The organism is Marinicellulosiphila megalodicopiae, from assembly GCF_045862395.1.
Classification (GTDB): domain Bacteria; phylum Pseudomonadota; class Gammaproteobacteria; order Pseudomonadales; family Natronospirillaceae; genus Marinicellulosiphila; species Marinicellulosiphila megalodicopiae.
Genome location: NZ_AP023087.1, coordinates 3,611,081 through 3,632,052 on the forward strand (window position 1 = coordinate 3,611,081; position 20,972 = coordinate 3,632,052).

Annotated in this window: 15 protein-coding genes; 9 read left to right on the plus strand and 6 right to left on the minus strand. The window is 35.4% G+C overall.

Features of this window, described 5'->3' with window-relative positions:
* The first annotated feature begins 182 nt into the window (after nt 1-182).
* The gene (pnp, locus tag TYM08_RS15530) at nt 183-2,309 is read left to right on the plus strand and encodes a polyribonucleotide nucleotidyltransferase (RefSeq protein ID WP_422380064.1); all 2,127 of its coding nucleotides are present in this window, start codon (nt 183-185) and stop codon (nt 2,307-2,309) included.
* Between the two features lie 209 nt (nt 2,310-2,518).
* Here the strand turns inward: pnp and TYM08_RS15535 are convergent, their stop codons facing one another.
* Entirely contained in the window at nt 2,519-3,265 is a 747-nt protein-coding gene (locus tag TYM08_RS15535; protein ID WP_422380065.1) for a hypothetical protein, read from the minus strand.
* An 820-nt stretch (nt 3,266-4,085) separates the two neighbouring features.
* Here TYM08_RS15535 and TYM08_RS15540 point away from each other — a divergent pair.
* From TYM08_RS15540 to TYM08_RS15560, 5 genes are all read left to right on the plus strand, one after another.
* Entirely contained in the window at nt 4,086-4,355 is a 270-nt protein-coding gene (locus tag TYM08_RS15540; RefSeq protein WP_422380066.1) for a DUF1778 domain-containing protein, read from the plus strand.
* Between the two features lie 432 nt (nt 4,356-4,787).
* Nucleotides 4,788-5,057: a DUF1778 domain-containing protein gene (locus tag TYM08_RS15545; RefSeq protein ID WP_422380066.1), complete on the plus strand. Its 270-nt coding sequence runs from the start codon at nt 4,788-4,790 to the stop codon at nt 5,055-5,057.
* Nucleotides 5,054-5,584, plus strand: coding sequence for a GNAT family N-acetyltransferase (locus tag TYM08_RS15550; RefSeq protein ID WP_422380067.1), 531 nt, complete (start codon nt 5,054-5,056; stop codon nt 5,582-5,584). The genes TYM08_RS15545 and TYM08_RS15550 overlap by 4 nt, the downstream gene beginning before the upstream one ends.
* A 403-nt stretch (nt 5,585-5,987) precedes the next feature.
* Complete coding sequence (locus tag TYM08_RS15555; RefSeq protein WP_422380068.1) at nt 5,988-6,980, plus strand: hypothetical protein; 993 nt, start codon at nt 5,988-5,990, stop codon at nt 6,978-6,980.
* 110 nt (nt 6,981-7,090) lie between these two features.
* The gene (locus TYM08_RS15560) at nt 7,091-7,513 is read left to right on the plus strand and encodes an IS1096 element passenger TnpR family protein (protein ID WP_422380069.1); all 423 of its coding nucleotides are present in this window, start codon (nt 7,091-7,093) and stop codon (nt 7,511-7,513) included.
* 1,017 nt (nt 7,514-8,530) lie between these two features.
* Here the strand turns inward: TYM08_RS15560 and TYM08_RS15565 are convergent.
* A complete protein-coding gene (locus tag TYM08_RS15565) occupies nt 8,531-9,424 on the minus strand; it encodes an N-acyl homoserine lactonase family protein (RefSeq protein WP_422380070.1) in 894 nt (297 codons plus the stop codon).
* Between the two features lie 110 nt (nt 9,425-9,534).
* Here TYM08_RS15565 and TYM08_RS15570 point away from each other — a divergent pair, with 110 nt between their 5' ends.
* Nucleotides 9,535-10,434 carry a LysR family transcriptional regulator gene (locus tag TYM08_RS15570; RefSeq protein WP_422380071.1) on the plus strand — a complete coding sequence of 300 codons (900 nt, stop codon included), beginning with the start codon at nt 9,535-9,537 and terminating at the stop codon, nt 10,432-10,434.
* 760 nt (nt 10,435-11,194) lie between these two features.
* The gene (locus tag TYM08_RS15575; RefSeq protein ID WP_422380072.1) at nt 11,195-13,609 is read left to right on the plus strand and encodes a response regulator; all 2,415 of its coding nucleotides are present in this window, start codon (nt 11,195-11,197) and stop codon (nt 13,607-13,609) included.
* 9 nt (nt 13,610-13,618) lie between these two features.
* Here TYM08_RS15575 and TYM08_RS15580 read toward each other — a convergent pair whose 3' ends face one another.
* Both TYM08_RS15580 and TYM08_RS15585 read right to left on the minus strand, forming a co-directional pair.
* Nucleotides 13,619-14,521: a hypothetical protein gene (locus tag TYM08_RS15580; RefSeq protein ID WP_422380073.1), complete on the minus strand. Its 903-nt coding sequence runs from the start codon at nt 14,519-14,521 to the stop codon at nt 13,619-13,621.
* A gap of 103 nt (nt 14,522-14,624) precedes the next feature.
* On the minus strand, nt 14,625-15,053 hold the full coding sequence (locus TYM08_RS15585) for a BLUF domain-containing protein (protein WP_422380074.1): 429 nt from the start codon (nt 15,051-15,053) through the stop codon (nt 14,625-14,627).
* A 321-nt stretch (nt 15,054-15,374) separates the two neighbouring features.
* Between TYM08_RS15585 and TYM08_RS15590 the strand changes: the two genes are divergently transcribed.
* The gene (locus TYM08_RS15590; RefSeq protein ID WP_422380075.1) at nt 15,375-17,036 is read left to right on the plus strand and encodes a di-heme-cytochrome C peroxidase; all 1,662 of its coding nucleotides are present in this window, start codon (nt 15,375-15,377) and stop codon (nt 17,034-17,036) included.
* A 166-nt stretch (nt 17,037-17,202) separates the two neighbouring features.
* Here the strand turns inward: TYM08_RS15590 and TYM08_RS15595 are convergent, their stop codons facing one another.
* Nucleotides 17,203-20,412, minus strand: coding sequence for a PKD domain-containing protein (locus TYM08_RS15595; RefSeq protein ID WP_422380076.1), 3,210 nt, complete (start codon nt 20,410-20,412; stop codon nt 17,203-17,205).
* 373 nt (nt 20,413-20,785) lie between these two features.
* Complete coding sequence (locus TYM08_RS15600) at nt 20,786-20,956, minus strand: hypothetical protein (RefSeq protein WP_422380077.1); 171 nt, start codon at nt 20,954-20,956, stop codon at nt 20,786-20,788.
* Between the last annotated feature and the right edge of the window lie 16 nt (nt 20,957-20,972).

Consider the following 20,972-nt stretch of genomic DNA (forward strand, 5'->3'; position numbering starts at 1 on the left):
ATATCGGGGCTTTTTTTATTTTTAAAAAGTATTAAATAAACAGTCGTGAATACGTAGTAGGAGTGCTTCTTATTGAGTGTTTTGATTCTACTCCAGCAGATCACTGAATTAGAAGCTCTCTACGAAACGACAAAATATAATCAATCAGGCAATTTGGCCTGAATCAATTTAAAGGAAACTCAATGAGTTTATTAAACCCTGTAAAAACTGAATTTCAATTTGGTAAATCTACCGTTACTTTAGAAACAGCTCGTATCGCTCGCCAAGCATCTGGCGCGGTTTTATGTACTATTGATAACGCAACTTCAGTTTTAGCAACCGTAGTAGCTGCAAAATCTACTAAACCTGGTCAAGACTTCTTCCCTCTTTCTGTACATTACATCGAAAAATACTACGCAGTGGGTAAAATCCCTGGTGGTTACCTAAAGCGTGAAGGTCGTCCTTCAGAAAAAGAAACGTTAACATCACGTTTAATCGATCGCCCTATTCGTCCATTGTTCCCTAAAGGTTTCATGAACGAAGTACAGGTTGTATTAACGGTTGTTTCTGCAACTGCTGACATCGATCCTGATATCTGCGCAATGATCGCTACTTCTGCTGCATTAAGCATTTCTGGTGTTCCTTTCAAATGCCCAATTGGTGCTGCACGCGTTGCTTACACTGAATCTGCTGGCTACACATTAAACCCAACAATTTCTGAATTAGCAGAATCTGATTTAGACATGGTTGTTGCCGGTACATCTGACGCTGTATTGATGGTTGAATCTGAAGCGAAAGAATTATCTGAAGATGAAATGTTAGGCGCTGTATTATTCGCACATAGCGAATTCCAAACTGTTATCAATGCCGTTGCTGAATTTGAAGCAAAAGCTGGCAAAGAGAAATGGGTTTGGGAAGCACCGGCTAAAAACGAAGCATTAATTGCTCAAGTAACTGAAGGTTACGCAGCTGCAATCGGCGAAGCTTACTCTATCTCTGATAAAGCAGCACGTTACGAAGCATTAGGCACAGCCAAAAAAGCAGCCGTTGAAGCATTAAGCTCTGAAGAAGTTAGCGCTGATGAAATTTCAGGCGTATTCTCTTCAATCGAAAAAGCAACAGTCCGTACACGTATCGTAAATGGCGAGCCTCGTATTGATGGTCGTGACACTAAAACTGTTCGTGATATCGAAGTTGAAGTTGGCGTATTACCTGGTGCACACGGTTCAGCATTGTTCACTCGTGGTGAAACTCAAGCATTAGTTACCGCTACATTAGGTACATTACGTGACGGTAAAATCGAAGAAACGGTAAACGGTAAGTACACAGATAACTTCATGTTACATTACAACTTCCCTCCATATTCTGTTGGTGAGTGTGGTCGTATGGGCGCAACCGGTCGTCGTGAAGTCGGTCACGGTCGTTTAGCTCGTCGTGGTGTTGGCGCAACATTGCCAAACGTAGAAGAATTCCCGTACACAATTCGTATTGTTTCTGAAATCACTGAATCAAACGGATCAAGCTCTATGGCTTCTGTTTGTGGTGCTTCATTAGCAATGATGGATGCTGGTGTTCCAGTTACCACTCCGGTTGCTGGTATTGCAATGGGCCTAGTTAAAGAAGGCGATAAATTCGCAGTCTTAACCGATATCTTAGGTGACGAAGATCACTTAGGTGACATGGACTTTAAAGTAGCCGGTTCTGCTAAAGGTATTACTGCGCTTCAAATGGATATCAAAATCGAAGGTATCACTGAAGAGATCATGGAAATTGCATTAGACCAAGCGAACGATGCACGTATCACGATCTTACGTGAAATGGGCAAAGTAATTGGTTATGCACGTCCTGAATTACCAGACAACGCACCAAGCATGACGACTGTTAAAGTACACCCTGACAAAATCCGTGACATCATCGGTAAAGGCGGCGCAACTATCCGTTCTATCTGTGAAGAAACAGGCGCTGAAGTAGACATCGACGATACTGGCCTAGTACGTATTTACTCACCAAGCAAAGAGTCAACTCAAGCAGCATTAGCAATGGTTTCTGAAATCACTGCAGAAGCTGAAATTGGCGCATTATACAAAGGCAAAGTAATGAAAATTGCTGACTTTGGCGCATTTGTTAACTTCTTACCGGGTAAAGACGGCTTGGTACATATCTCACAAATCTGTGATCGTCGTTTAGAAAAAGTTGAAGAAGAATTAACAGAAGGCCAAGAAGTCGTTGTTAAATGTTTAGACGTTGACAACCGTGGTCGTATCAAGCTTTCTATTAAAGAAGTTTCTGAAGAAGAGAAAACTGAATTTTTAGCTTCTTCTGAAGTTTAATTTCAAAGTCCCTTTTGAATATTTTTATTAATTGTTTTTTTAATTAATAAAACTTAAAGAGTGAGCTTTGTGAATACTCTGGCGTCGGGAAACCCGTCTTGAGTATTCAGTCGCTATTTGGGCTTCCTGCCCGATGAGTGGTAATCGCAAAGTTGTAAAAAAAAGAGACGCTTTATGCGTCTCTTTTTTTGTCTGGGATTTATGGAACTCTATTGAGTTTTAGGCTTACTTTTTTTATGTAACAATTCTTTATAACTATTTTTAATTTTTTTATTTATAACAATATAATTACCCAACTCATCTATTATCTCTGGATACAAATACAAAGGTGAATTACCAGCAGACACTTTCGAGGGTATGGAAACTTTCTTTCTATTGACTTTAGTATAAAAAAAATTTCCATAAACTAAGTATTTTCGAGCAGAATGCATTTTTTCATCTAAAACCTTCTCCAACCACCCTCCTTTAATTATTGTATTTTTTACTGACCTAAGTTCAAAATCAAATAAATCTAAGTCTGGATCAGATTTAAAGTTAATTTCATTTTCACTGTAATTATATAATTCAGCATTACAAAATCTTCTTATTTCCCAAACAGCTTTATCTAACTCTATTATTAATGGTTTATAAATAAACCAAGATTGCTCGTAATATCTATCTGAGGCCCCATTAGTTTCTAAACCTCTAATAAAGTTTAAAGTTATTTCTGAAAATTCAACATCAAACTTGCCACCAAACCTTTCAATTGATTCCAAAGCTGTATGTCCTGAATTTTTGTTAGGTATTCGACATAACAAAAGAATGCACTTTGAATATTTCTCCAAGCAATGTAAAGATGACCATAAAAACTGAGGAATCAAACCAGCATTATATGCCATTCGTGCATGGATATAATCTTTGTCAGCGGTTTCTCTAAACGCTCTCAATGCAAATGTATTAATTTTTTTATAATTCATTTTTTTACCACTTATAAACCGACTAACGGGATCCTACCTTACACTTAACATAGACACTAACGCTTTTTAGGATACCACGGTGATGTGAGGACAATTCAGAAGTAACATCCACTTTAAATTCAGAAGTAACATCCACTTTAGAATTTTGAGCTAAAGCTCAACCCTACGATTTTAATTTTAATTCTAGGGTCGGATCTAGAACCCACACTGAAAACACCCGAGATAGTCGTGAATACAGTCACGGTCAGGAGTACAGCAATCAGGAGTGACACCCACTTTTGAACAATTTATAGGAACCAGAAGTAGAACCAGAAGTGACATCCACTTTTCAGATTTTGTTATCACATACACAATGAAAGTAAAAGAAACCAGAATCAGGAGTGACACCCACTTTTGAACAATTTATTATATATCTAACGGGATCGCGCTTTCCATTTAACAAATATAACAGCAATGAGTAAAAAGGGGGAAAATCAGTTATTTCACAATACTATTCATATAAGAAAAGTATCATAAGACGAACCAGAAGTGACACCCACTTTTCAGATTTTGGTTTCATATACAGATTCACTCTACTCTGCCTTCCGACCATCGATTCTTACGCCCTCTTTTTAAGCTTTATAGCGTGCGAAACCGTGCTTCCCACACCTATTACAATAAATAACAATCAAGCCCCCACCCGTTTTACATGGCTAGAGTTAACAAACACCACAAAACAAACCTCCGTACATTTTCCGTACAACCTGTATTCACTGCCAATTAAACCTATACTCCAATCTATACAGCACTAATCCGTACAAATTCAAAAGATAGGTGACACATGGCGACTGCACGCTTAGATATACGCTTAGATGAACACATCAAAGCCAAAGCCGAGAAAGCCTCTGCGCTGCTAGGGCTAAAAAGTTTAACTGAGTACATTGTGAAAATAATGGACGAAGACGCAACAAACGTCATCAGCGAGCATGATCAAATGACGCTTGAGGACAATCTGTTTGATCAATTTGCGCTTGCTTGTGAGAAATCAAACAAACCCAATAAAGCACTTTTAGATGCCGTTAAATTTACAGAACAAAGTGGCATTAAATGAGTTGGCAAACCAGAAGTGACACCCACTTTTGAAAAACCAGAAGTGACCAACCAGAAGTGACACCCACTTTTGACACAATTCATTACAATTCTAATCGTGAAAAATAGCCAATATCATCTACATTTAAAGACGAACCAGAAGTGACACCCACTTTTCAGATTTTGGTTTCATATACAGATTCACTCTACTCTGCCTTCCGACCATCGATTCTTACGCCCTCTTTTTAAGCTTTATAGCGTGCGAAACCGTGCTTCCCACACCTATTACAATAAATAACAATCAAGCCCCCACCCGTTTTACATGGCTAGAGTTAACAAACACCACAAAACAAACCTCCGTACCTTTTCCGTGCAACTTGTATTCACTGCCAATTAAACCTATACTCCAATCTATACAGCACTAATCCGTACAAATTCAAAAGATAGGTGACACATGGCGACTGCACGCTTAGATATACGTTTAGATGAACACATCAAAGCCAAAGCCGAGAAAGCCTCTGCGCTGCTAGGGCTAAAAAGTTTAACTGAGTACATTGTGAAAATAATGGACGAAGACGCAACAAACGTCATCAGCGAGCATGATCAAATGACGCTTGAGGACAATCTGTTTGATCAATTTGCGCTTGCTTGTGAGAAATCAAACAAACCCAATAAAGCACTTTTAGATGCCGTTAAATTTACAGAACAAAGTGGCATTAAATGAGTTGGCAATCTGAATTTGAAGAATTAGACAAAACAAAACACGATAGAGAATCGTTTGATTGTTCAGAAAAAGAATTAAACGATTTTATTAAAACAAAAGCCGCCAAACACAAACAAGCAGGCATCAGCCGAACAATGGTTTTACCTGCAACGCTGCCTTTATTAAATAACAAACACCCAATATGTTGTTTTTATACAGTGTCTCCAACGTCTATTGGCAGAAAAACATTACCTGAAAAACTTTCAAAAAAATTACCTCATTATCCCATTCCTGTATTTTTACTGGCGCAATTAGCTGTAAATAAAAACTTTCAAAAACAAGGGTTAGGCAAAATCAGTTTAATTAATGCACTTAAGTATTTATGGAACGTAAATACTCACATGCCTGCTTATGCAGTAATTGTTGACTGTTTAACAGATGATGCACAAACGTTTTACGCGAAATATGGGTTTGAGGTTTTATGTGAACATAATGGCCGAATTCGAATGTTTTTGCCTATGAAGACGATTGAATTATTATTTGAATGATGTTGTTTTGAATGGCATATTTAATAATTGAAAAGCCGAATATTCCTATTCGGCTTTTTTGGATTGGCACGACCAACGCGGTCGCGTCTTACATTTGACATTGACACATACAAACTGGCTAGTTTTACTTTAAAAATAACATTAAAAGTGAAACGTTAAAAGAAACGTTAAAAGTGACACCCACTTTTAAAAAATTGATAATCTAAAATTTAAAAAAACGCGGCGCATAAGCGTCTTTAAAATCTAAAATGTCACAATCAAACAAAATCAATCAAACCAGATCAACTATCACAGTAACCAGAAGTGACACCCACTTTTGACACAATTCATTACAATTCTAATCGTGAAAAATAGACAAAATCATCTACATTTAAGTAAACCACTCAATTATAAGAATTCGATTATGGCTGTTAAACGCTCCGCTCAAATAGATCTATCCTTAACCACAAAATTCCATTGTTGTACACGCGCGGTCAGAAAAGCATTCATCCTTGATGATCAGTCAAAATCTGACCCAAACAAGATTGATCGTAGACAATGGATTGAGGATCGTATTCTTTTTTTAACCACTGTGTTTGCCATTGATGTTTGTGCTTATGCTGTAATGAGCAATCATTACCATGTCATTCTTGATGTGCATAAAAGCATTTCAGCGAAATGGTCTCCATTGGAGGTAATTACTCGCTGGCATATGATTTACAAAGGCACTGAATTATCTAGGTCTTATGTAAAAGGAAACAATTTAACTGAAATTGAATCTGAGTTAGTCTTAGAATTTGCAGAAAACTGCCGTAAAAAATTACATGATATCAGTTGGTTTATGCGAAATATTAACGAGCCCTTGGCGCGTATTGCTAACAAAGAAGACGACTGTAAAGGTCGTTTTTGGGAGTCTCGTTTTAAGTCACAAGCGTTATTAGATGAGCAAGCATTATTAACGTGCATGGCATACGTGGACTTAAACCCTATTCGTGCAAATATGAGTAAGACCATTCAAAAATCAGAATTTACGTCTATTAAAAAACGTTATGAAAAAGCAAAACAAGCCAAAAATATTAATAATGTAAACACGCAACCTAAAGAGTTATCAAAATTAACTGGGAATTATTCTACAACCAAAAAAAATGACATTCCGATTAAAGTGAGTTCTTATATTGAATTAGTAGAATGGACAGGAAAACAATTACGAGACAATAAATCCTCGATCAATAAAAACACACCGTCAGTGCTATCAGAGTTTAATATTGACCCCAATGAATTTTTATATAGTGCACAAAATTATGGCAGTCAATTTCATAGGATGGTTGGCTCTATTAAAAGTATTTGTAATGCAATGAAACATTGTGACATCAATAAAACTGCAGGCATGAAAAAAGCGAAGTCGTTATTTGGATAATACAAATCAAAACTACCAATTAAAAAACTCACCAAACTCGTTATTTATTATTGAAATTGATATAATCCTTTCATTTATTCCATCAATTTATATCATTTTTTAGGTCTAACATGATTCAAACTTTAAACATCCAATTAATCCACGGTATATATGCTGAAGACTCTTGGGAAATAACGATAGAAGTACCAGAAAATTATAAATTAATTGACTTAAGTAGTATTATTTTGGATTCAATTGAATTTGACGATGATCATTTATTTGAATTCTATATTTCAAAGCTACCAAGATCTAAAATGAGAGAACGATTTGAATGTGATGAAGAAGAAATCACTAAAATATCCATTGGTGAAATTGCCGAAAAGTTAACAGGGAAGTCATTATTTTATTTATTTGATTATGGGGATAGCTGGCTTTTCAAAATAAACAAAACACGTAAAAAATTATTCACGCCAATAAAAAACATTCAATATCCACAAATCATTAAACAAGTAGGTACCAAACCAGAGCAATACCCAGATTATGATGAATATTAACATCAAAAGAAACGTTAAAAGTGACGTTAAAAGTGACACCCACTTTTAAAAAATTGATAATCTAAAATTTAAAAAAACGCGGTGCATAAGCGTCTTTAAAATCTAAAGTCAGAAGTGACATCCACTTTTCAGATTTCAAAGTCAGAAGTGACATCCACTTTTCAGATTTCAAAGTCAGAAGTGACATCCACTTTTCAGATTTCCACTTTTCAGATTTAGAAGTGACATCCACTTTTCAGATTTTAGTTTCACATACCGATTTACTCTGCTTCCCACTACCCTTCTTCACCCCCCTTTCTTTTAAACAACTAGGGGTATCCACTTTAACAAAGTCAGAAGTAACAGCCACTTTTGATCACAGCCACTTTTGATCACAGCCACTTTTGATCATCAGTGGGTCGAGAGTCTTACCTTTGTCATTGACACATACAAACTGGCTAGCTTCAATGACAACCAATAAGGGACATCACTTAAATAAATCTAAGTAGGGGGAATTTTGACTATTGATCTCTGGATCCCCTTCTATTTTATTTTTAAAATTTAACTTAACCACCCCCTTTATTTAAAACCTCTGAATTAGAAAGATTTTTTCAGCGAGTCATTTAGGCACAAAGTGCACGGCGATCGTCGAAGCGAAATGACGAGTCCTTTTCGAGACGATCACAGTTTTTTTTACTCCTCGGCTATTTGTTCCCGACATAGCTCTAACACCTAAATCCATTTAGGCGTGCAAAGTTCTAATTTGATACATCCCTGTATCGATTCGTTACGCTTTTTCAAAATAACCAGTTATTCTGTCAAAAGCATGCCTCGATTAGTAAAATTTCTGAAAGCTTGAATTTATCTTTCTAAATCAGAGATTCCTTAAGTCGGTTAAACAAATCATCCCACTTATTTACCTGATTTTAATATAATTTATAATTGTTAAAAAAACATTATGCCGATCTTATTAATCATAAAAATGAAGCAGCTACGGTGGATGAACACCATAGCCGTTTCAAAATTGCTTACCTACCTTTACTCGTAGAAATTAGGTGAAAGTGTTAGTTTTTCAAATTGTTTTTTATCATGTTGAATCCACAGTTCACTGTTCGTTAAATCAAGAATTCTGTCAATCTTTGCAAAAGAAGAAATAGTTGCCTTCTTGTCATTCCATGATGGAATACCATATTGTTCCCGATTCGATTCAAAATGATATAAATCACCCGATAAGACTATAGGTCCATGTTTGGGTAAATCTATAAATAACGATTGATGACCAGCGCTATGCCCCGGGGTTGAAATAATAACCACAGAGCCGTCATCAAATACATCAAAGTCTCCTGTTAACTCAGTAATATTGAGTGACTGAGTGGATTGATAATCCAAAGGTGCATAACCATATTTTTTAGCGTAAGCACTATTAGCAATTGCAAACTCTTGCGCTTGAATTAACCAATTAGCTTGTGAAAATAATAATGCATTACCCGTATGATCAAGATGCATATGTGAAAAAGCGAGGTAGTTAATATTTTTTGGCTCAATATTAATTTCTTTCAATTGCTCAGTTAATGTTTTGGTAACTGAAAAATTAAAAGCCCCGCCAGAAACATCAATACCATTTGGCTGCGTTATAATAGCTTCAGAAACACCCGTATCCCATAAAAGCGTGCCTTTTTGATGCTGTATTAAAAAACATGGATTAGCCAAATGCCCTACTGTGCCTTTTTTAATAGATGAATTAAATACCGACATATCTTGCGATTTAACTTGACCACAATCTAAAACATAGACCTTTAAAGGGGTTTTTCCTGTGGACTGAATGGTTAACTCTGATTGAGCTCCCTGACTATTCGAGATAAATGACATACCTCCAATTAGTATTAATGACAATTTTATAAATAGTGAATGATGCAATAAACGTGATTTCATGAGATAGCCCTTTGCTACGATTTAAGAAGCAGCCATGCTATCATCCCATTTATGTCAAATAAGCAGTCTTTACTGGGATAGAACATCCCATAGATGGGATCAAATACATTATGTGGAAATATGAAGACATATCAATTGTGGTCGAAGTCATTAAACATGGCAGTTTCATTCAAGCATCTAAGCATCTAAGCATTCCTTCTAGCACTGTAAGTAGGCGCGTTTATGCGCTAGAGGAATCTCTTGGTGTTCAACTTTTAGATAGAAGTTCAAGAAAAATACAATTAACCCAAAAAGGCGTTTTATTTTTTGAAAAATGTGCTCCACATATCCAAGAAATCAAACATAATATTCATAATCTAATGGCACAACAACAGGAGATGAGCGGGAAAATATCAGTGACTACCACTGTGTTTCTTAGCCAAACCTTAGTTGGTGATTGGTTATGTAGCTTCTTGAGAGAACATCCTAATTTAGAATTAGACATCGTGATTAACAATCATTACCAAGATATACTAAATGACAAAATCGATATTGCTATACGTGTCGGTCCATTAAAAAATTCAGATTTTATTGCTCAATATTTATTTACGTCTCATTTTATATTATGTGCATCGCCCGATTATTTATCTAATTTAAAAAATCCTATTGAATCAATGGCGTCATTACAACAAGAAGCATTATTACTTACTCAACAGCATAAATCTGGAATACGAATTAAACATAAGTCATCATCAGTTTCTACAGAACATATATTTGAAACTAAAATATGTGCGAATGATATTAATATCGTATTAAAAGCGGCCATTAACTCAATAGGGATAACGTGTCTTCCCGTATTATGTGTAAGTGATGCAATTCAAAAAGGATTATTAGTACCAATCCTCCCAGATTATGAAATCAGCACCTCAAGAGAAATATACATTGTCTACCCAACTAAAAGGCACCTGTCTCAAAAAACACGTACATTAATTGATTACATAAAAGAAAAATCCAAAGAATTGGATGGATAGTAAAAAGATCTGTTAGAAATAGACAATCGTTTTTAATGTTTTTATCAAGATAAGATTATCGGTGTCGAAATTAACTGGGACGCGCCTTTATTTGACATAAAAACTTACAAACTGATTAGTTTGCTCGTAGTAAGCGCTTAACTATAAAATCCGAGGATCACATCTAGAATATTGACATAAATCAATGAGTAAACAATTAAGAACAGGCTTCATTTAAATACACCAAAATGAATTGTTTTTTTAGTTTTGGCTTTCCACAGTTTATTGTCCACAGTTATAGTCCACAGTTATTCTTTATTTTTTTTGAACCGCCAACTTGAGCAATAGACAACCAGTCATCTTTCGAATTAAACATGCCACATAATTCAATAAGTAAGACATAAAATACCGATAAAAAGCGTTTATTGAATGCCTCCTTTGTAGGGTCTTTAATTTCGCTTAAATAATCTATACAGATGAATTATTAATTCATTTTTATTATATCTCTAAGAATGTGCCTCTATTATCCACAAAAATGCGCACGTCATAGCAAGATAGTGCAATTACCCTGCCCTACCACTTGCAGGGGAGTTCGACACTAAGCTACTAAACAACCATTTAGTAGCAATTAAGCCAATCCAGGCCTTTTCATAGTACTTGATTGGGTTTTTATGCATAAACACACACTCTTTTACATCCAGTAATTCTTGGACGCATAGTGATTCAGAAAATTATTAATTTAGGTCTATACTGAATCAATAACCGATTTTTCAGACTAATTATGAGCGAACTTACAATCGATCACCCACAAATACACAGTTCCAAAAACAATTCATTCCTTGCGAATAATTTGCTTCGTGTGGTACTTAGTGTGTACTTTATTGTTGCGGTTTCGATCACTGGATTACAGCTTAAAATTGAATACGACATCACTAAAAAAAATCTCGAATATGAAATCATTTTTAATGGAAAATCCATCGTTCAACCATTAAGTCTTGCGTTATGGAATTTTGATTACAAACAGGTGGATTCACTTTTAGATGTCATTCAAGAAAACAAAAATATTTCACATGTCGAGATTGTTGATTTAAGCCGACCAAATACTGAACCCACTAAATCAGATTACAAAAAAGTACTCAGCCAAAAAGTCAAAGGGGTGAGTATTTATGAAATATTTAATGAAGGTCGACATAGTCAAAGTGTGTATCAATTTGATGTTTTTCATGATGAAACCAAAAATTCCATTGGTACATTATATTTATACAGTAATACAAGTGTATTACTTTCAAAAATAAAACCCTTATTTTTAATTACTATTTTTAATGCATTGATAAAAATATTAGTGATTGCGCTTGTATTTTATATCGTATTTTATCAAATGGTGGGTAAGCGTTTAAAAGTATTAAAAGATGCGATTACTGATTTCAACCATACCGAACACAGTTATGATTCACACAATAACACCAGCTTTAAAAAAATGCTCGCCTCTAAAAACGATGAGTTGGGGGATATTTTTTCAAGTTTTCAAATTCTACAGAGAGATATTATTGTAAAAAACAAAGAAATCAATAATCAAAAAAAATCATTAGAACTGGCAGTATTACAACGAACAGAAGAGCTTGAAAATGCCCTTGCCGCTTTAGAAAAATCTAACAATTTCAAGAGTCAATTTTTAGCGAATATGAGCCATGAAATACGCACCCCAATGAATGGAATTATTGGGGTTGCTGAGTTAATAAAAGACACAGAATTATCCGACGAGCAATACAATCATATCAGTACTATATTAAATTCTGGACATGCGCTTACCACAATCATTAATGATATTTTAGACTTTTCAAAAATTGAAGCAGGTAAAATGCATCTTGAAAATATTGAGTTTAATCTTCGGGATTTAGTCGATGAAACCCTTCAATTATTTAGAAAACAAATTCTAGATTCCCCCATTTTTTTAGGCACAGATATCAGCAGCAATGTACCTGACATCATTTGTGGCGACCCTACTAGAGTCAGACAAATTTTATTAAATTTAATTGGCAATGCGTTTAAATTTACAAAAGAAGGTGAGATTTACGTAATGATTTCATTAATTGAAATCAACAATGATTTAATAACGTTAAAATATGAAATTACAGATACTGGAATTGGTATCGAACAAAATAGACAGGATGAACTATTTAGTGCATTTACTCAAGCGGATACATCCATCTCAAGAAATTATGGAGGCACAGGGCTTGGACTTGCTATTTCAAAACGGCTTTGTGCACTTATGAACGGAGAAATAGGTTTTAATAGTGAACTTCAGCAGGGATCCACTTTTTGGTTTACTGGTATCTTTAAAACACATGAAAAATTAAATTCTGAACATTCTATTTCTCATAAAATATCTGAGTTAATTGACAAAAGACTGTTAATCATCGAACCTAACAATCGCCTTAATGATGTATTACAAGTTGCAGCCAGTGACTGGGGATTAATTGTTGATTGCGTTTCAAATACATCATTAGCAAATAAAGTAATCAATCAAAACAAACATAGTATTCCATATGATTTTGTTGTGATAAATAATGAACAACCAGAAATAGAAGGCATAAAATTTTGTGAACAACAATTCAGCCAACATAAGAAACCCGACGTAATTTTACTTAACAAAACCGCGATTGATATTGAGATAAATACACTGCGTAAATTTGGTATTTACCGCATCATGACACACCCCATAACAGCGAATAAATTAAAATCTATATTAATAGGAAGATATAAATCCAACTTAACAACACCACCAAAAGAGCTAGTTAATAAACATAAATTTAGTTTATTAAAGGTTTTAGTTGCCGAGGACAATGAAGTAAATCAAGTGGTCATAAAAGGTTTTTTGAAAAAATTAAATATTACACCAACATTGTGTGCCACTGGTCTAGAAGCTGTAGATAAAGTCCAAGAACAGGAATTTAATTTTATATTTATGGATTGTGAAATGCCTGAAATGGACGGGTACGAAGCAACCAAATTAATTAAAACAAAACACCCTAACATGATTATTATTGGATTAAGCGCTCATGCTTTACAAGAACATCGTTTAAAAGCATTAAAATCTGGGATGGATGACTACATTACAAAGCCAATAAAACGTAATGAAATAATTGAAAAATTAGAACATTTCCAAAAAGTCATCATTAATCAAAATAAATCTTAATTTAATACATTATTTTACGGCCTTTTCAATAGGGTAAAACCAATATTCACTAATATCAAAAGGCGTTTGAGGACTTAATAATGGGTTACCCAACAAGAGAATTTTACGTTGCTGAAGATTAGCACGTTGTATATCTTTGTGAAAAAACTCATTAAATAATTTTTCAAAACTGCCATCTTCGATGATACGTTTAAACCCATCATTAAGTCGACTGGCTATTTTTGGATGTTGCTTGCTAGTATAAAAATAAACAGGTAACGGTATATACAATGCAAGAGTATTTTCAATTCTTAAATTTTCCATTTCATTGTTTAACCCTGGAAACTCAACAAATATTTCATTCATGCCTCTTGGGATATAGTCAAACCGATAGGCATTTAACATTTTAAATAAATTATCATATTCAGTCCCGCCTGTACTTTTAAACCCTAACCCACTCATGATCTTAGTTGTGGTCCATTGACTATTTAATCCCAGCTCAAAAAACTTTAAATCCTCTATCGAGTTTACATTTGCAAATAATCCCATTGATCGATCATTAGTTAATAATATGCGGTAATTAAGTAACCCTTTATAAATTGGAATACGTAATGGAAGAGTTTTATCCTCCCAATCTACATCTGCAGGTGCAATATAAACATTTATATCCTGTCCTTCTTGAATAGCTTGCAATCCTCTATTTCTAGACATGGTAACTTCTGAATTTTGAATTGTGTAGGATCCATAATCTTTAACTGTGGCATCTAGAATATTCGTTAATAACGTTCGAAGATAAATAGCCCTTTGATCATTTTCTGATTGAGACAATACCGTTTTAATCACATCTCTGTTTTGAGCAATTACCGTTGAATTAGCGAAAAGATGAATAGAATTTAATACAATGACCGATGCCACTAATTTAGATAACTTCAAATGGTTCCTCCTCATTTAGAAAACTTATTTTGCTTAACTAATTATAGTTGCCATTAAAGTGAATCAATAAACATTCATGTAATTATTTTTAAAGTCAGCAGTTTTAAACGCGCCATTTTCCTTGTTGAAACGCATTTAATAACGTTTTTGCTCGTCCTTGCTCTAATTGCATAAACGATTTTCCACTCACAAAAAAATCATTTAAGCCTTCAATTTCTGTCAGTTCTTTTTTTGTTACACGCGGATAGCCCATTGACCAATGACCAAACGCTCTTTCTTCAATAGGCTCCATGATTAATTTAGTCACATTTTGATGACGAGTATCTTTGACAATTTTTTCATACACTGCCTCTACCATTTTTTGATCGCCTTCCAACACTTGAAAAAACGAACCTGAATCGTACAACAACATTCCTGTTATTTCAGCTTGATCATTATTGATTCTGGATTGATCTAAAATCACATCCAATTCTTGTTTAGATAGTTCATCCGCTGTAATGGCACTGCAATATATAAGATGTATTAATTCCATCGCTTTATCCTAATGTTAATAAGCCTGTATAGAGCATAGAAAGCTTAATGATGCTTTGCAAAGTATAATCTTCACCAGCCAATTAAAAAACACAGCACGAGTAAAATATCGTCAATTTTATACATGACAGTCAAATATTTAACATAATAGTTGCATCCAGCAACCTAGGCACTTACTTTGTTCGTTGATAAATTATGAAATTTATCGATGTCTGTTTGTATCGGATGTTTTGTGTATTTAAAACATAAAATTAAACAGTTAATTAATTGATTCAGTTGTAAAAGGGATATTTATACTTGTTTCACCTTTTGAGGCAGTACCATGAAAAAATTCTCACGTAATCTCCAGTTGGGCGTGTTATCAATAGCAAGTATCAGTTTGACCTCTTGTTTTGATGATGTTGTATATTTAGATCAAAACTGGAATGAAGACAATCAACTTAGAACCCTTTCCTATTCTACCTCTCAAGGTAGCCAATTAATTCCATACAACTGGTATTTAAACTTAGTCGACGCTAAAACCAAACACCCTTTAAACTCATCAATCGTTATAGAATCTTTAGGGTATTTACCTGATTATAATCCTAACTCTACATCTAATCCCGACCAATTACCTGTTGGATTTGTTAAAGATACTGACCCAGTTACTGGTGACTGGATCGGCATAAACTGCGCAGCTTGTCACACAGGCCAGGTGGTTGTAGATGATGTGGCCATCCGAATTGATGGTGCACCAGGTATGGGAGATTACATAGGTTTAATGCGCACAACTAAAGCCTCTATTGACTATACATTAAATAATAAACGTGCTTTTAAGAAGTTTTCTAAGGCCTTAAAAGAACAAGACACCGATACATTAAAACTAAATTTACAAGCCGCCAGCGAAGAAATTGCAGGCATTATTTATCGTGATGGATCTGAATTACACAAAGGCGGTTTTGGTCGTGTAGATGCAGCAACAGCAATTCGTAATGAAATTTTCGTGCATGATTTAGGTGTAATGGATAATTATTTAACACCATCTGCACCAGTTAGCTACCCTGCACTTTGGGACACGCCACAGTATGAAAAAGTGCAATATCCAGGTTACGCAGAAAACCCGTTTGGCAGAAATGCAGGACAGGTATTAGGCGTTATGGGTCGATTAGATCTTAAAAACCCTGAAAGTTTTTTACAATCGAGCATTCGTCGTGACAACTTATTTTATCTAGAAAATTGGCTTACTCAATTGCAACCACCCAAATGGCCAGAACAATATTTAGGTAAGATTAATTTAGAATCTGCTGAACGTGGTGCTGTTTTATATGCTCAACAAGATCAAAATGGTTACAGCTGTATTAGCTGTCATGCTCTTAAAGATGAAAACGGCCAATATCCATTAACCCCAGCTGAGCAAAATGCATTTGGTAAACAATTTATTAAAACGCCACTTACCCCAATTCTAATTGTACAAACCGATCCTAATGTATTGCTAAATTTATATGACCCAAGACCGATTCAAACGGCACAATTAGCGCCATTGTTTGGTGGCGCTCAAGAGGTTTCGTTTACCACTGCACTAGTTACCCTAACCAAATATACAGTGGGTACATTATATAATGCTGAGACTGCTTTATCGCAACTAGAGCAAGCCGCTTACAGTGGATTTAGATTTTATGCACCTGGCAATTCTGCTGCGCCTTTATTTTCAGGATATTTAACCCGCCCACTTGCTGGTGTTTGGGCAACTTCGCCTTATTTACACAATGGTTCAGTGCCAAACCTGTATGAATTATTATTACCTGCCGATCAAAGAAGCGATGTATTCTTTGTAGGTAATCAACAATTTGATACAAAAAATGTCGGTTATCAAAAAGACGAATGGATACGTGCATTTGAATTTGATACCAACGTATCCGGCAATAGCAATGCAGGTCATGAATTTAGTACACATTTAAATGACGACCAGCGTTATGATTTAATAGAGTTTTTGAAAACACTCTAATTTGAAAACATTATAACAAGTGCAACAAAATACAATTAGGGTAACTTAACCCAAATTTTTAGCCCTCGTGATTGAGGGCTTTTTTAATCATTATTTATTAGATTCCAAACAAAAAAATGCCCCGACTAACGGGGCATTTTTGATTTTATATTGTATTGGTTATTGATCAGTTACAGCCGATTCTTTCTGTACTAACAACAATGTCGTCAAACCAAATATCCGTTAGTCCAAAATTACCAAATGCTCTCCAACCGAAGGTTACATAGTCAGTTGCATCATCAAAGAAGCCAGTTGTTGCGCCATTTGACCAGTGGCTTGCTTGAGTTGCTGCAAACACTTCAGAATCATTTAACCATCCGTACATATGATCAAAAGTATCATCTTTTACAACAGCGTATTCAAAGCAAGTCCATTCATTAGCAAAAATGGTATCTGATGGGGTAGCGGTCGTTGATGAATCGCTATTTTTAGCTTGGAATCCACCAATTACATTTTTACGCCATGTGCCATATCGAATATCTTTATTTGTATCAGAAAAATCTACTGTTACGCCGTCGCCGTTTTGGAAAAGTTCTTCTACAGTTGCAGACCAGTGTACATGCTCACTGTAACCACCTAATGCACCGCCGCCAATATTGATTTCAGTATACATATAGCCTCGAACATAGATTGCTGTTGGGTTAGATGATTTATCAATTTTTTGGAATACAAAGGTTGGTGCCGCTTCTTGACCAACTTTTACATGCAATGAAGATTGGCCGCTATTTGCTTTGGAGCTATCAACTAATGCATATTGGCCGTCACTGCTTGAATTGTTTCCGTTGATTTGGCCATAATTTAACCAAGTTCCCCAATCTGAAGATAGGCTACCAGCTGATGTAGTTTCAAAGTCATCACTAATGATAATATTGCCTGATCCTGTATTGCCACCACCGTTATTACCACCATTGTTATTAAGTGAGGCGGCAATGGCTGTCACTAACTCTTCCCAATCTTGCTCATTAGCTGATGTGGTGATTTTGTCTCCAGGTGGATGACCTGATCCATTTGGTGTATCGATCAGTTTTTGCGCACTATTTGCAGCGATGTAATCGCTCATGGCTGTTTCAACATCTGCAGGATTAGTTGAGGCAAACTTGATTGGTTTATTTTGAGCCACGGTATGACAGTTGTAACAAGTCGGCGCCACAATGTTTGCAGCCACGCGAGTTAATAAATCATCATAACCAGTATCAACTAATGTGATGGTTTTAGTTAATGTTTCAGTGGTCGAGCCGCTTTTTAACGTCAACGTAATGGTTTTTTCACCAGCGGTGCTAAACGCATAACTTGTTATCGCACCTGTGTCAGAGTATTCCCCATCAAAATCCCATTCATATGTAAATGCAGCTGAGCCAGTTGATGCGTTTGCATTGACACTGACTACCATGGCGTCTTCAGACATCACAAATTGTGGGTCAAGTGTTACTGTGGGTGTGCCTGTGCCTGGTTTGGTGATTTCAACTTTACGTAAATTTAAAGACTGCTCAATGAATAATTTAGGGGTGTTGGCATTAAAATTTGCATCATCGTAGTTTCTATAAACAAGGCGATTAGCCGTTTCGGAAACAAAATGTACGGTATTCACATTGCGGTTTTGCATTTCTGACCATGTTTTAGCTATACGGTTATAATTCACTTCTTCCCAGAAACTCATGTCTTGTACTGGCACTTCAATGCGCAGCCATTTATCTAGATCTGCAATTGAGATCTCTAAATCAACAGAAGCTGCATACGCGCCGTCGGATTTTAGATTGACATCAAAATGGATTTGACCATCTGCAAACTCTTCAATTTGAGCATTGGTCATTAAGTTGCCATAGGTGTCTTTTACTTCTTGTAGAGTAGGAATGACAGAGTTTGCGCTGTCTATATAAACATCCATCACAAGGGTATCTAAGTCTGCAAAAGTAGGTGAGTTAGGGACAGTCAACGTAAAGCCATTGGAATGCTGGTGATCCCAATCGCCATATTTTTTAACTAATACACTGTTATGTACTGATGCATTTGCACAATCGTTGGCTGTGCCATTAAAACTGGTTGCAATGTTGTAATCATTCGCTTGTTTCGCTACGCCTTGCCATTCTCCGGTTGTGCTTGTGATGTGATTCCATGATCCGGCTAATATGAAAGAAGAATCCAGCACTTTAAAACTATTGCTGTTATTGGTTGGGTTAACACCACAATTTAATATTTCAGACACATCGCTTAGGCCATCGGTGTATAACAGTGAAGTATATTCATCCGTTGAAGGGTTAATGGTAAGTGTTACAAATTCCACTTCATCATCTTCAGCATCATTAATGTCTTTAACGGTTAGAGTAATATTTTTATTACCCGCGGTGGTGAAGGTATGACTTGTTGATTCACCAGAACCCGTAGCCTCACCATTGAAATCCCAAGTAAACGTTAAATCAGAAAATGCTCCATCTGGATCACTTGAGCCGCTTGCGTCAACTGATACTGTTAAATCTGATTTTGTGTAGGTGAAGTTCGCCATTGGTGGTTGGTTAACAATCGCAACTTCATCCACTGTAATTTCAACTTGGTCAAAATCGCTAAGTAAACCATCAGAAACAGTGAGTTTGACTAAATATGTCCCTGCATTTTCAAATATATGTGATGGATTCATTAAATTAGAAACGGCACTGCCATCATTAAAGTCCCATTCAAAACTTAGTATATCTGACGTATTAACATCACTAGATTCTGATCCATCAAACTCAATAGTTAAAGGTGCTTCCCCACTTTGCGTTACAGGCTTAATTACTGCAAAAGGCGCTTCATTTGTTTGTGTTTGTGTATTTGTATTTGTATTTGTATTTGTATTTGTATTTGTATTTGTATCGGTCTGAGTCATTGACTCAGTATTTGTCATAGTATTTGTTTGAGTTACGGTGTCAGTATTTGTTTGTGAGCCTGTTTGAGTTTGAGTTTCAGTTCCGGTATTTGTTTGCGAGCCCGTTTGAGTTTGAGTATTTGTATCTATAACTGTATTAGTTTGAGTCGCTGTAACTCCAGATCCGGTAATAATAAATTCCTTTGAGCTTGATAACCCTTGAGTATCCGAAGTGACCAATATTATTTTGGTGCCATCAAGCATACCTGAAACATCAATACTCGAATGCGTACTTTTAAATTCACCATTTACATACCAGGTATATTGCAATTGAGTTTGGCTACTTTGATCATCTGTTGATGCTGCCAGCAAAGTATTCTGATTTTTTATAATGTGAGTAACAGGAGCTTGATTGATTGGAGCATCATCTGAAACAGGCTCAAAACAACTACTTAGCAAAACACCTGTAAACAAAGCACTTAATGTTTTAACGTACATAAGGGATACCTTCAAATTTGGTTTATTTTACACATTGTATGTAATTAAATTAACTCGTCTATATAAAGAATTAAGGAGTGTGAACTTAGTTTTAAAATTGATCCTAACACGGTCTTTTTTATGTAATGCTGTGCATTAATACTCAATTTCTCAAGAGGCCTCATCAGTAAAAACTCGTACCTTTTAACCGATTAAAAGCTAAACATTGGATTCGATTCACTTATGCATCCATACATCAACACCTATTAAACATCCAGCCCCCCGTCAAACATCAAACATCAAATTAAGATGTGATACCCATCGACCATTGTGAAATTTTTACTCTGAATAAAACAAGCAAAAAATTATTGCCTGTTTTAATTTTGGTTTCACATTATTTCTTAAACACATATTTTTTCAAAATCAAAAAAACAAGTACTCCTAAAAATATTTTTCCGATTAAATTTCCCGCCTGATATCCATTAGATGACTCATCTACTGCAAATGCAATATGACTGACACTTAACAATCCCACTGTAAACATAATAACTATTTTATTTTTCATTTTTCATATCTCTCCA